The sequence below is a fragment of the Pseudomonas sp. R3-57 genome (assembly GCF_051132065.1).
Taxonomy (GTDB): domain Bacteria; phylum Pseudomonadota; class Gammaproteobacteria; order Pseudomonadales; family Pseudomonadaceae; genus Aquipseudomonas.
Map to the genome: position 1 here is coordinate 2,194,698 of NZ_CP071655.1, position 12,616 is coordinate 2,207,313.

The 12,616-nt window shown below is 60.0% G+C and carries 15 protein-coding genes; 7 read left to right on the plus strand and 8 right to left on the minus strand.

All coding sequences use genetic code 11. From position 1 onward, the window contains the following. Window positions 1-3 precede the first annotated feature (3 nt). Entirely contained in the window at window positions 4-1,335 is a 1,332-nt protein-coding gene (gene yegQ / locus J3P93_RS10030; protein WP_434597023.1) for a tRNA 5-hydroxyuridine modification protein YegQ, read from the minus strand. Window positions 1,336-1,487: 152 nt separating this feature from the next. Between yegQ and J3P93_RS10035 the strand changes: the two genes are divergently transcribed. Next, complete coding sequence (locus tag J3P93_RS10035) at window positions 1,488-2,549, plus strand: AI-2E family transporter (RefSeq protein WP_434597025.1); 1,062 nt, start codon at window positions 1,488-1,490, stop codon at window positions 2,547-2,549. Here the strand turns inward: J3P93_RS10035 and J3P93_RS10040 are convergent. From J3P93_RS10040 to J3P93_RS10050, 3 genes are all read right to left on the minus strand, one after another. Further along, window positions 2,546-2,728 carry a hypothetical protein gene (locus J3P93_RS10040; RefSeq protein ID WP_203418686.1) on the minus strand — a complete coding sequence of 61 codons (183 nt, stop codon included), beginning with the start codon at window positions 2,726-2,728 and terminating at the stop codon, window positions 2,546-2,548. The two genes, J3P93_RS10035 and J3P93_RS10040, sit on opposite strands and share 4 nt — an antisense overlap. 102 nt (window positions 2,729-2,830) lie before the next feature. Then, window positions 2,831-3,025 (minus strand): hypothetical protein, encoded by a 195-nt coding sequence (locus J3P93_RS10045; protein ID WP_016984641.1) that lies wholly within the window; start codon window positions 3,023-3,025, stop codon window positions 2,831-2,833. Between the two features lie 501 nt (window positions 3,026-3,526). Next, a complete protein-coding gene (locus J3P93_RS10050; protein ID WP_434597028.1) occupies window positions 3,527-3,880 on the minus strand; it encodes a hypothetical protein in 354 nt (117 codons plus the stop codon). 255 nt (window positions 3,881-4,135) lie between these two features. Between J3P93_RS10050 and J3P93_RS10055 the strand changes: the two genes are divergently transcribed. Next, on the plus strand, window positions 4,136-4,954 hold the full coding sequence (locus J3P93_RS10055) for a shikimate 5-dehydrogenase (RefSeq protein WP_434597030.1): 819 nt from the start codon (window positions 4,136-4,138) through the stop codon (window positions 4,952-4,954). A gap of 210 nt (window positions 4,955-5,164) precedes the next feature. Beyond that, complete coding sequence (locus J3P93_RS10060; protein ID WP_434597032.1) at window positions 5,165-5,683, plus strand: cupin domain-containing protein; 519 nt, start codon at window positions 5,165-5,167, stop codon at window positions 5,681-5,683. Between the two features lie 116 nt (window positions 5,684-5,799). Here J3P93_RS10060 and J3P93_RS10065 read toward each other — a convergent pair whose 3' ends face one another. Then, window positions 5,800-6,444 carry a YceH family protein gene (locus tag J3P93_RS10065; protein ID WP_434597035.1) on the minus strand — a complete coding sequence of 215 codons (645 nt, stop codon included), beginning with the start codon at window positions 6,442-6,444 and terminating at the stop codon, window positions 5,800-5,802. A gap of 125 nt (window positions 6,445-6,569) precedes the next feature. Here J3P93_RS10065 and J3P93_RS10070 point away from each other — a divergent pair, with 125 nt between their 5' ends. After that, the gene (locus J3P93_RS10070) at window positions 6,570-7,079 is read left to right on the plus strand and encodes a DUF1993 domain-containing protein (RefSeq protein WP_434597037.1); all 510 of its coding nucleotides are present in this window, start codon (window positions 6,570-6,572) and stop codon (window positions 7,077-7,079) included. 183 nt (window positions 7,080-7,262) lie between these two features. Here the strand turns inward: J3P93_RS10070 and sstT are convergent, their stop codons facing one another. Continuing rightward, window positions 7,263-8,495 (minus strand): serine/threonine transporter SstT, encoded by a 1,233-nt coding sequence (gene sstT / locus J3P93_RS10075; RefSeq protein ID WP_434597038.1) that lies wholly within the window; start codon window positions 8,493-8,495, stop codon window positions 7,263-7,265. A 309-nt stretch (window positions 8,496-8,804) separates the two neighbouring features. On the opposite strand from sstT, the gene J3P93_RS10080 reads away from it, so the two are divergent. After that, complete coding sequence (locus J3P93_RS10080; protein ID WP_093100186.1) at window positions 8,805-9,962, plus strand: MFS transporter; 1,158 nt, start codon at window positions 8,805-8,807, stop codon at window positions 9,960-9,962. On the opposite strand, the gene nhaR is transcribed toward J3P93_RS10080, so the two are convergent. Continuing rightward, window positions 9,957-10,856 carry a transcriptional activator NhaR gene (gene nhaR / locus J3P93_RS10085; protein ID WP_434597041.1) on the minus strand — a complete coding sequence of 300 codons (900 nt, stop codon included), beginning with the start codon at window positions 10,854-10,856 and terminating at the stop codon, window positions 9,957-9,959. The genes J3P93_RS10080 and nhaR overlap by 6 nt on opposite strands. 133 nt (window positions 10,857-10,989) lie before the next feature. Here nhaR and J3P93_RS10090 point away from each other — a divergent pair, with 133 nt between their 5' ends. Together J3P93_RS10090 and J3P93_RS10095 are read left to right on the plus strand one after the other, a co-directional pair. Then, complete coding sequence (locus J3P93_RS10090; RefSeq protein WP_090284505.1) at window positions 10,990-11,232, plus strand: hypothetical protein; 243 nt, start codon at window positions 10,990-10,992, stop codon at window positions 11,230-11,232. Between the two features lie 30 nt (window positions 11,233-11,262). Next, window positions 11,263-12,012: a TerC family protein gene (locus J3P93_RS10095; RefSeq protein ID WP_090284503.1), complete on the plus strand. Its 750-nt coding sequence runs from the start codon at window positions 11,263-11,265 to the stop codon at window positions 12,010-12,012. A gap of 239 nt (window positions 12,013-12,251) precedes the next feature. Here J3P93_RS10095 and J3P93_RS10100 read toward each other — a convergent pair whose 3' ends face one another. After that, window positions 12,252-12,422 (minus strand): hypothetical protein, encoded by a 171-nt coding sequence (locus J3P93_RS10100; protein ID WP_434597043.1) that lies wholly within the window; start codon window positions 12,420-12,422, stop codon window positions 12,252-12,254. Window positions 12,423-12,616 lie beyond the last annotated feature (194 nt).

The window sequence follows — 12,616 nt, forward strand, 5'->3', positions numbered from 1 at the left end:
TTTTCAGGCAGCACCCAAATCGCGCATCAACAACCCGAAGCGCAGATCCACCGCATCCGGTATCGGCAGATAGACCGTGTGCCCATCTCCCGGCGCTACGTCGATGGTCTCACCGTTGAGGTTGTGCAGTTCGTGCAGATCGAAATGAAAGTTGCCCTGGGGCGTCATCAATTCCAGATGATCGCCCACGGCAAAGCGGTTCTTCACCTTGACCTCGGCCAGCCGTTCACGCCGCTCGCCGGTCAGTTCGCCGACGAACTGCTGACGCTCTGACACGGAGCTGCCGTGCTGATAGTTCTGATATTCATCATGCACATGCCGGCGCAGAAAGCCTTCGGTGTAGCCGCGCTGGGCCAGTGATTCGAGGTCGCTCATCAGGCTGCGGTCGAACGGCCGACCGGCGACTGCATCGTCAATGGCGCGGCGATACACTTGAGTGGTGCGGGCACAATAGAAATGCGATTTGGTCCGGCCTTCGATTTTCAGCGAATGCACGCCCATGTGCGTCAGGCGTTCGACGTGCTGCACGGCGCGCAGGTCCTTGGCGTTCATGATGTAGGTGCCGTGCTCGTCTTCGAAGGCCGGCATCAATTCGTCCGGGCGGTTGGCTTCCTGCAACAGGAACACCTGATCGGTGGGTGCGCCGAGGCCCAGGGTCGGCTCGGGCTGGAAGGTCTGTACGATCTCGCCGAGCTGATTTTCCGTGGCCTGCTGCGCCGAATACTTCCAGCGACAGGCATTGGTGCAGCTGCCCTGATTGGCGTCGCGCTTGTTCAGGTAGCCGGAGAGCAGGCAGCGCCCGGAGTAGGCCATGCACAACGCGCCGTGGACGAACACTTCCAGCTCCATGCCCGGCACCTGCTCGCGGATTTCGCCGATCTCTTCCAGCGACAATTCCCGCGACAGAATGACCCGGCTGACACCTTGCTGTTGCCAGAACTCAACGCTCGCCCAATTCACCGTGTTGGCTTGCACTGACAAGTGAATCGGCATCTGCGGAAAATGTCGGCGCACCAGCATGATCAGTCCAGGGTCGGACATGATCAGCGCATCCGGTGCCATCTCGATCACCGGCGCCAGATCCTTGAGAAAGGTCTTCAGCTTGGCATTGTGCGGGGCGATGTTGACCACCACATAGAAGCGCTTGCCCTGCGCCTGCGCCTCACGGATGCCCAGCGCCAGATTGGCATGGTCGAATTCATTGTTGCGCACCCGCAGGCTGTAACGCGGCTGCCCGGCATACACCGCATCGGCGCCGTAGGCGAAGGCGTAACGCATGTTTTTCAAGGTACCGGCGGGGGCGAGCAGTTCGGGAGCGCTGTGGGTCGAGTTCATGATGGCGGTCGCAAAAGCGCGGCAGGGTAAGCGAGGCGCAGCGAGGGTTTATTGATCTGGATCTATGCTCAACGAATAAACAGGGCACTCGCGCACGTCGCGGGTGACTAAGGTTCGGGGCGTGCATGACGCCTGACAGACATGGACCGGACATGAACGAAAAGAGTCTTCAATTCAAATCCCTGACAGTGCTGCTGGTGCTGGTCACGGTGGCCTTCATCTGGATCCTGCTGCCGTTCTACGGTGCGGTGTTCTGGGCAGTGATTCTCGGCATTCTGTTTGCGCCGGTGCAGCGCAGGCTGCAGATCCGATTCGGCTGGCCACGCAACCTGACGTCGCTGTGCACGTTGAGCTTGTGCCTGGTCATCGCGATTCTGCCGGTGATCATCGTCAGCATTCTGCTGGTGCAGGAGGGGGCGACGGTTTACAAGAATATTGAAAGCGGTGAGCTGGACATTGCCGCCTATCTGGCCCAGTTCAAGCACAGCCTGCCGCCATACTTTCAGCATCTGCTCGACCGTTTCGGCATGGGCGAACTCGACAGCCTTCGCGAGAAAATCGTCAAGGCCGCCATGCAGGGCAGTCAGGTGCTGGCGACTCAGGCGTTCAGTTTCGGCCAGGGCACTTTTGAGTTCGTGGTGAGTTTTTTCATCATGCTGTACCTGCTGTTTTTCTTCCTGCGTGACGGCCCTGAACTGGCGCGCAAAATGCGCACCGCCGTGCCACTGGAGGAAAATCACAAGCGTCGCCTGCAACTGAAATTCAACCGCGTGGTGCGTGCGACCGTCAAAGGCAACGTGCTGGTGGCCGTGACGCAAGGTGCGCTGGGCGGGGCGATTTTCTGGTTTCTCGACATTCCCAGCGCTTTACTCTGGGCGGTGCTGATGGCGTTTCTGTCGTTGCTGCCAGCGGTCGGCGCGGGAATCGTCTGGGCGCCGGTGGCGGTGTACTTCCTGCTCAGCGGGATGATCTGGCAAGGTGTGGTGCTCGGCTTGTTCGGGGTTTTCGTGATCGGCCTGGTCGACAACGTCCTGCGCCCGATTCTGGTGGGCAAGGACACGAAAATGCCCGATTACATGATTTTGATCTCGACCCTGGGCGGCCTCGCGGTGTTCGGCCTCAACGGCTTCGTCATCGGCCCGTTGATCGCCGCGCTGTTTCTGTCGAGCTGGGCGCTGTTCGTCGAGACCCGACCCAAGGTGCAACTGCCTTAAGCGTTGAACGAGGCACCGACGATTTTCTGCGACAAGGCCTGTGCGGCGGGTAACGAGGTGAGCGGGCCACTGATCGCCTCGCCGTCGCGCATCAGATACCAGCAGGCGAGCAACCCCGACGCTCTGAGCGAAGCGGGAACCGCGCTGCCGACCACCGACATGATTTGAACCTGAGCCATGACCTGTACCTCCATTCAACAATGGAGCTACCTTAGAGATTCGCCGCTTCTGCGGACAATCAACGCTTTCGATAGTGGTCATTGATGCGGTTGAGGGCCGCCTCAGTCGACCACTTGATCGAGCATGTGCATGACTTCGCGCTCGTTGAGCAAGCCTTTGTGCACCAGGTTCTCCGCCAGCAGCGAAAGGAACTTGGCGCAGCGGTGACCTTCCAGATGCTTGAGTTCGGTCAGCGCGCTGTACACCTTGCTCGAGGTGCACAGACCGACAATGCGGTGCGGGTTTTGTGTTGGCATACCGTCGTCCTTGTTGTTATCAACCTGTTGTTTACGGACGGATTCAGATTGCGGCTCCGTCATGACAAAACCATGACCGTTTCGTGGAAATGCCCATGACGGTCGAGTCAATCATGCCGACTTTAGCTGCATAAACTGTTCTCGCAGCGACCTTGGCGAGATTTTTTCAGACGTTGGGCGACGAGTGGTCGAATATGCTCAGTGCGCCCGTAAAGATCAAAAGCCCCTCATCGGAACGCCGCCCGCCTAGCCCTCTCCCAGAGGGAGAGGGGACTGATCGCGGTGGATGTGAGAGGTACGCTGAGGTGAAATACCGAGTCGTACGTGATATGCGCCGACGGGAAATACCGGGTCGTACGCAAACTTCAAAGCCAACCGAGATCGGCTCCCTCTCCCTCCGGGAGAGGGCTGGGGTGAGGGGCGAATCCACCACAAGCCCAAAGCCGATCGCACACTCCCCCCAAAAAAGCCCCGCTTCAAAAGCGGGGCTCCGTGTCCCGGTTACCAGCGTGGCCCGCCGTAATACCCATGCGGCCGGCCGTAATACCCGCGAGGCGGACCGTAATAAACCGGCGCCGGCTGCACGTAAACCGGCTGCTGCACATACACCGGCGCCGGCTGGTAGTAAACCGGTGGCGGCTGCTGCACATAAACCGGTTGGGGCTGTACGTACACCGGTTGCTGCACATACACCGGCCGATCCTGATTGATCAGTGCCGAGCCGATGATGGCCGAGCCGACGATCGCGCCAAACACTGCAGGGCCTTGCCAGCCGTGGCCACCACCCGCTTCTGCCTGACCCGTGACCGCGAGCGCGCCGATCAGCAAAGCCATAATGGGAAGTTTACGAATCATGATAAATCCTCGGTTCTTCGACCCGGCGGCAGGGCCTGCACCAGGCCCACAATTGTCGCGGGGATACATCTGAGACACTGAAATTCGCAAAATCAGCACAGCCGCTGGGTAAATTTTGTGTAAGGTCTGTAGCGGTTTCTTTACCGGGCTGAACGATCGCCGCGAAAGCCCTCTAAATCACGCCCCATGATCGTTCAGAGCCCGCGGGGCTGGCTAATCCCGTCTATCCGAAAGTGCGTTCGAAGGAGAAGTTTCATGCAGATGAACCCGAACAAAGACACCCAGCTGTGCATGTCCCTGTCGGGGCGGCCAGGGAATTTTGGTCTGCGTTTCCACAACCATTTGTATGAACAGCTGGGCCTGAATTTCTATTACAAGGCCTTCAGCAGTAAAGACCTGACCGGTGCCGTGAGAGGGATTCGCGCACTGGGCATCCGCGGGTGCGGCGTATCGATGCCGTTCAAGGAGGCGTGCATTGCGCTGGTCGATGAACTGGATGCGTCGGCGGCAGCGATCCAGTCGATCAATACCATCGTCAACACTAACGGCCACCTCAAGGCGTATAACACCGATTACATCGCCGTCGCCCAGTTGCTGCAGGGCCACGCCGTGCCCAAGGATTCGACCTTCGCCCTGCGCGGCAGCGGCGGTATGGCCAAAGCGGTGGCCAGTGCCTTGCGCGACGGCGGTTACAGGAACGGCCTGATCATCGCCCGCAACGAGCGCGCCGGGCGTGCGCTGGCGGATTCGCTGGGTTACCGCTGGCAGGCAGAGTTGGGCGAGGAGCGCCCGCAGATGTTGATCAACGTGACGCCGGTAGGGATGGACGGCGGGCCGGAAGCGGGGCAACTGGCGTTTGAACCGGAAGTCATCAAGGCGGCGCAGACGGTTTTCGATGTGGTGGCGATTCCCTCGGAAACACCGCTGATTGTGCGCGCTCGTGCGGAGGGCAAACGGGTCATCACCGGGCTGGAAGTCATCGCGATTCAGGCGCTGGAGCAGTTTGTGCTGTATACCGGCGTGCGCCCGAATGAAGCGCAGTTTGCGGCGGCGGCGGCGTTTGCGCGTAGCTGATTGAATCTTGCGGTGGCGGGGCGGACCTCATCGCTTGCAGGCAAGCTCCCACAGGTTGAGCGCATTTTTCAACTGGAACCCGGTCAACCTGTGAGAGCCAGCCTGCTGGCGATGGCCGCGCTGCGGTATCAAGCCAGACATCCTCGGCTATGCTGCCTGCGCGGCAAGCGCAGACTTGCCTTCACCAAAAAACCAAAACCGAGGCCGTCCATGCATCCGCCCATTCTCAATGTCGACGAGGTCGAGCTCGAACCCCTGCCCGAAGCCCTTGCCCCGAAAGGCGAAACCGCCGGGCGCTATCAACAGCGCTTCGCCCGCATCGGCCAGCGACTGGGCGCGCAAAAACTTGGCTATCGCCTGTACGCCTTGCCGCCGGGCATGCGCGGCAGTCCGTTTCACAGCCATCGGGTCAATGAGGAAATGTTCTACGTGGTGGCCGGGGAGGGCGAGGTGCGCCTGGGGGGCGAGCGTTTTCCGATCCGTAGCGGTGATGTGATCGCCTGTCCACCGGGCGGCCCGGAGCAGGCGCATCAGATCATCAATACCAGTTCGGCCGAGTTGCGATACCTGGCGATCAGCACGCAGCAGCAACCCGAGATCTGCGAATACCCGGATTCGAATAAATACGCGGTGATGGATAACTTCAGCGTTGATGCCGAGGGCAATCCGTCCGGTTTCGTCGCCGTGGCGCGGCAGGCGGATGGGGTGGATTACTGGGACGGTGAATAAACGCACCTCCTCTGTAGGCCTTCGCCTGCTCGCGATAGCGGTGTGTCATCCAACATATAGGTGACTGACACACCGCTATCGCGAGCAGGCGAAGGCCTACAAGGGGAATGCGTGAATTATTCGAGGCGTGCCAGGCGTTCTTCCAGTGCAGCGATCCGCGCTTCGAGCTCTTCGATGCGCTCCACCGAAACGCCGGTGACCGCGCGCTCCAGCGGATTCTGCCGCGCGGCGATGATCGCCTCGATGTCCGCCGGATCGCCCAGCGCATGGGTGTAACGGTCTTCGCGTTGCCCGGCCTGACGCGGGATCAGCACCGCCAGGCCGCGCGCAATCAAGCGCTCGAGCTGATGCACCACTTGTTCGGCGTCTTCGAACTCATGCATGCGGCCGCTGCGGGTCAGCAGCTCATTGACCGTTTGCGGGCCGCGCAGAAACATCAGTCCGCTCAAGATCACCTGCGCCGGCACCAACTCCAGCGCCTTGTCGACCTTGTGCTCCCAGCGATCGGCGCGACTGCCCATCACCAGCCTGGCAAAACCGCGACCCTCAAGGGCGCGCAGGCTCTGGCCGACCTGGCCCGGAGTCAGGTTCATCACCGGTTCGCGGCTGGTTTTCTGATTGCAGGCCAGCACCAGCGCATTGAGGGTCAGCGGATAGCTTTCCGGGCTGGTCGCCTGTTTCTCGATCAGCGAGCCGAGGATGCGGATTTCCGTGGCGTTGAGCCGTGGCTGTTCGGAGCTGGATTCTGGTTCGGTGGTCATCGCGCGTTCCCTCTGCAGTCGAAGGCGCCTAGCCTAATCCTTGCCCAACAAAAGGCAAGCCGTGTGGTCATCAAGCATGGCTATAATCGCCACCTTGTTCCACCCAGCCATCACACGAGACTGCCATGACCATTTCCCTGTACGCCGCATCCGTCCCGGTTTTTCAACAAATGCTCAACGCCCTGAGCGATGTGCTGAAAAAGGCTGAAGCTCACGCCAGCGAGAAAAACATCGATCCGAACGAGTTCCTGCAAGCGCGTCTGTACCCGGACATGTTCCCGCTGACCCGCCAGGTGCAGATCGCCGTCGACTTCGCCAAAGGCGTGTCGGCGCGTCTGGCCGAAGTCGAACTGCCGAAGTACGACGACAGCGAAACCACCTTTGCCGAGCTGCAAGCCCTGATCGCCAAGGTTCTGGCGTTTATCGGCGAGATCAAGCCAGAGCAGATCGATGGCAAGGAAGGCATCGAGATCGTCACCCGTCCGGGCACCCCGAAAGAGAAGCGCTTCAGTGGCCAGTCGTACCTGCTGACTTACGGCCTGCCGCAGTTTTTCTTCCACGTCACGACGACTTATGCGCTGCTGCGTCATAACGGGGTGGAAGTGGGCAAGCGCGATTACATGGGCGCGTTCTAAAACAGCCAGCCACAAAAAAGCCCGCCAAGGTTCACACCGAGGCGGGCTTTTCATTTGATCGTTCCCACCGCTCCGCGTGGGAATGCAGCCCGGGACGCTCCGCGTCCCTTTTCGAGCCGAACGCGGAGCGTCCGTAGAGGCATTCCCACGCGGAGCGTGGGAACGATCGGGGTACCGTGAATATCAGGCCGTACGCTGGGCCTTCGCTTCTTCACCCATGCAAGCCGCTGCGGTAAACAGCACGTCAGTCGACGAGTTCAGCGCAGTCTCCGCCGAATCCTGCAGCACGCCAATGATGAAACCGACCGCCACCACCTGCATGGCAATCTCGCTCGGGATGCCGAACAGGCTGCACGCCAGCGGAATCAACAGCAGCGAGCCACCGGCCACACCCGAAGCACCGCACGCACAAATCGCTGCCACGACGCTGAGCAGGATCGCCGTCGGAATGTCCACGGCAATCCCCAGCGTGTGCACGGCAGCCAGGGCCAGTACGGTGATGGTGATCGCCGCGCCGGCCATGTTGATGGTCGCGCCCAGCGGGATCGACACCGAGTAGGTGTCTTCATGCAGGCCCAGGCGCTTGCTCAGTTCCAGGTTGACCGGAATGTTCGCCGCCGAGCTGCGGGTGAAAAACGCGGTGATGCCGCTTTCGCGCAAGCACTTGAGGGTCAGTGGATAAGGGTTGCGGCGCAGCTTCCAGAACACGATCAGCGGATTCATCACCAATGCCACGAACAGCATGCAACCAAGCAATACCGCGAGCAGGTGCGCGTAACCCAGCAGCGCGCCGAAACCGGACGTGGCCAGCGTCGACGCGACCAGACCGAAAATACCCAGCGGCGCGAAGCGGATGACCACGCGAACAATCACCGTGACGCCGTTGGACAGGTCGCCGAGCACTTCGCGGGTGGTGTCGCCGGCATGGCGGATCGCGATGCCCATGCCGATCGCCCACGCCAGAATGCCGATGAAGTTGGCGTTCATCAGCGCGCTGACCGGGTTATCGACCACGCTCAGCAGCAGGCTTTGCAGTACTTCACTAATACCACCCGGTGCGCTGACCGCAACGTTTTCAGTCGACAGCACCAGATGGGACGGGAATGCCATGCTGGCAACCACGGCCACCACCGCTGCGCTGAACGTGCCCAGCAGGTACAGAAACAGGATCGGTCGGATGTGGGTTTCCTGACCATGCTTGTGATTGGCAATCGAGGCCATCACCAGCACGAACACCAGAATCGGCGCCACGGCTTTCAACGCCGAGACAAACACCTTGCCGATGAACGCGGTGGACTTGGCCGCTTCCGGGGCAAGCAGCGCCAGGGCGATACCGGCGATCAGGCCGATCACGATCTGGGTCACCAGGCTGAGATTTTTCAAGCGTTGCAGGAGAGAAGGGGATGAGGCGGTCATGAACGGCATCTCTGTTTTTTATAGGGTGCGAGGTTGCGTGGGCAGGCACGAACCGAGTGTCGAATCGACATCAGCGCCAAAAACCGGCCGCTGGACAAGCTGTACGTTTTGCAGGGCGCGGACTTTATCACAGCGTAAGCCTTGTCCCTCAGGCATGTGACGATCTGCCACCCGTTTGTTCGGCCAATCAGACAGGTTTGTGCAAGTCAGGCCGGGGCACTCTCTGTTAAGCTGCGCCATCCTCATTTTCAAATTTCGCCAGCGGGCCTTAAGGCCAACGCTGGTGTCGTCGTATTGCTGGAGTTGCGCATGCTGTTGCCTATTCTTCTGTTGTCCGCCGCCGGATTTACGGTGCTGACCACTGAATTCGTCATCGTCGGCCTGTTGCCGGCGATTGCCCGCGATCTTGAAGTCACCATTCCACAAGCCGGATTATTGGTGACGCTGTTCGCGTTTACCGTAGCGATGTTCGGCCCGTTCCTCACTGCGTATTTCGCCCGTTTCGAGCGGCGTAAATTGTTCATCAGCATCCTGATCATGTTCGGTCTGGCCAATACCGTTGCGGCACTGGCGCCGAATATCTGGGTCATGGCCGTTGCCCGATTGATTCCGGCGCTGGGGTTGCCGGTGTTCTGGGCACTGGCCAGCGAGACGGCGGTGGATATCGTCGGCCCGGACTTCGCCGGTCGCGCCATCGCCAAGATCGGTTTCGGGATTGTCTGCGCCACGGTGTTCGGCATCCCGGTCGGCACGTTGATTTCTGACGCCTTCGGCTGGCGCACGGCGTTTGCGATTCTCGCGGTGGTTGCGTTTGCCAAGGCTCTGCTGCTGTTCGTCTACCTGCCGAAAACCAGCCTGCATCAGCATCAAGTCAGCTTCCGTTCGCAGTTCAAGATCCTGCGCAGCCCGCTGATGCTCGGCCATGTGCTGTTGTCGATCCTGGTGTTCAGCGGCATGTTCACCGCTTACACCTATCTGGCTGACATCCTTGAGCGGCTGGCCGGGTTCAACGGCACCGTGGTCGGCTGGTGCCTGATGGGCTTCGGTGCGGTCGGGCTGATCGGCAACTCGTTGGGCGGCCGAGCGGTGGACCGGCACCCGCTCGGCGCTTCGGTGCTGTTCTGCGCGTTCATGATCGCTGGCATGGTCTCGCTGGTGCCGAACATTCATTCACCGTTGGGCCTGGCCGTGGCGATGGCGATCTGGGGCGTGACCCAGGCGGCGCTGTTCCTTGTCAGCCATGTGCGCCTGATGAAGGCCGCGCCGGAAGCGCCGGCCTTCGCCGCCTCGTTGAACATCGCCGGGGCCAATCTGGGCATCGGCCTGGGCGCGATGATCGGCGGTCGGGTCATCGACAGCGCGGGCCTGGGCTTCCTCGGTTTTGCCGCTGCCGGGTTCATCCTGCTGTCGGTGTTCCTCGCCATGGTCCTGATGACCTTGAAGCCGCGCGAAGCCTGCGCTTCATAAGGTGGTAAACAGCTCGCGTCGGGCACCCTCGGTAATCGCCACGATGCCGGGGTGCTTGACCTTGCGCTCCACTGAAATGGCATAGAACGACTCGGTCACCGCGTCGGTCTGGCCGATCAACACGACGCCGTACTGGCGCTTCACCTCATCGGCAATCACGCTCGGGCCAATGAAAATCCCGCTGCCGGATTGGCCGAACGCCTGCATCAACGCACTGTCATCGAATTCGCCGACGATTTGCGGCTGGATCTGCTGTTCGGCAAACCAGCGCTGCAAGCGGCTGCGCACCACGGTTTCCGCGCCGGGAATCAGCAGCGGTGCGCCGTGCAGGCTGCGCGGAAAATCCTGACCGTACCTCGCAGCCAGTTCGGCGGTGGCGAAAAAACTGATCCCGCATTCACCGAGTTTCTGGCTATAGCCTTTGATGTCGAGGTGCGAAGGCATCGGGCTGTCGGAAATCACCAGATCGAGACGTTGAATCGCTAAGTCCGCGAGCAAGCGCTCGAGTTTGTCTTCGCGACAGGTGATGCGCAGCGGTTCGCTCAATTCCATGGTTGGCGCGATCAAGCGATAAACGATGGATTTGGGCACCACGTCGGCGACCCCGACGCGAAAGAGGATCTGCTGTTCGTTGGGCTGCGCGCGCAGCATCAACTCGAGTTCACCGCCGAGCTGGAACACCTGCTCGGCGTAGGGCAGGGCCTGGCGCCCGGCTTCGGTGAGTTCCAGCTGCCGGCCGACACGCCGAAACAATTCGATGCCGTAGGTTTGTTCAAGCAGGGAGATCTGCCCGCTGATGGTTTGCGGGGTCAGGTTCAGTTGCTCGCAGGCGCGCACGATGCTGCCGGTCTTGGCGACAACCCAGAAGTAATGCAGTTGACGGTAATTGAGCATGGCGGTCTTCAGTTCGTGAAAACCGAAGTATAGCCGCTAAAAATACGAATTTTACTGAAGTGTTTGCCTCCCTAGAATGCCCAGCCATCGACGGCTGCTCTGCGTGCCGCTCTGATTTATTCGAGGAATCATTATGAAATACACATTTCCTGCGCTGATGTTTGCGTCTTTACTGGTTCTGGCAGGCTGTGACCAGGCCGAAAAAAGCGCCCAGCAATTGATGGGCGCGGCGGCCGAAACGGCCAAGCAAGCGATCGACGACACCCATAAAGCCGCCGAGCAAGCGCTCAGCGATGCCACCGGTGGCTTGATTCAGAAAAAAGAAACGCCGGAAAAAGAAACGGAAGAATCCGAATCTTCCTCCAAGACTATCTAACCCCGTCTTACACAGAGTCAGGACTGACCCATGGAATATCTGTTAGAACTCGCCGCCAGCCCCACCGCCTGGGTTGCTTTGGCCACACTGGTGGTAATGGAAATCGTGCTCGGCATCGATAACCTGATCTTTATTTCGATCCTGACCAACAAGTTGCCTGAGCAACATCGGCAGAAGGCTCGCCGTATCGGTATCGGCATGGCGTTGATCCTGCGTCTGGCGCTGTTGAGCACCATCGCCTTCATCGTGCAGTTGACCGAGCCGGTGATCGAAATCCTTGGCCAGGCATTCTCCTGGAAGGACATGATCCTGATCGCCGGTGGCCTGTTCCTGGTGTGGAAAGCCACCACCGAGATCCATCACAGCATGGACCCGGCTCCGGAAGATCCGAAGACCGCGACCTCGACCGTAACCCTGGGCTTCGCTGCCGCGATCGGTCAGATCCTGATGCTCGACATGGTGTTCTCGATCGACAGCATCATTACCGCTGTCGGCATGACCGAACACTTGCCGATCATGATCATCGCGGTAGTGGTGTCGGTCCTGGTGATGCTGCTCGCGGCTGATCCGCTGGCCAAGTTCATCAACGACAACCCGACCGTGGTGATGCTGGCCCTGGGCTTCCTGATCATGATCGGTATGACCCTGATCGCCGAAGGCTTCGGCGCCCACGTACCGAAAGGTTATGTATATGCGGCGATGGCGTTCTCGGCGGGTATCGAGGTGTTGAACATGATGTCGCGTCGGGCTAAACAGAAGAAAGTTACTCAGCAAGCGTAAGCGCTGACAGCGTAAAGACCGCTTGGGCTTTTGGGCTCAGGCGGTTTTTTTTCGCTTTGATTTGGTGCGATGTGACGCCAGCCCCTCACCCCAGCCCTCTCCCGAGGGAGAGGGCTGGGGTGAGGGGCTTTTCAAAAAAATGAGTTCGGCTCGATAGTGCAGGTCTGCGCAATTTGCGAAAACAACTCGGTCAGTTCCCTCTCCCCCTGGGAGAGGGCTAGGGTGAGGGGCTTCTGATCTTAATGCGCGGTCACATGCCGCCCACGGTGCTCCTCGCTCTTTTCGACAGGCGCATGCTGAACCGGATGGTGATGATGCCTCCGCGAAATCCGCAACACCCCCCACAACATGGCAGTCGCCACAGCCAGCCAGCCGGCAATCAACATTACGATGGTCATGGTCAGGCTCATCAGTGCCTCCTCTTCGCCCTGCAGCGGGCGCACACTTTTCAATTCGCTCTGTTTCACTGACAGTCTAGCCAATGGGGTGTTTCAGGCTATTGACCAAAGGTCGCTGGCGACCAATCAGTTCGCTCTATGCAATCGCCTCGTCTGCGGTCAAAGGCTATACCGCAGGCGGTCACGGCCCTATGATCGCAGCGTTG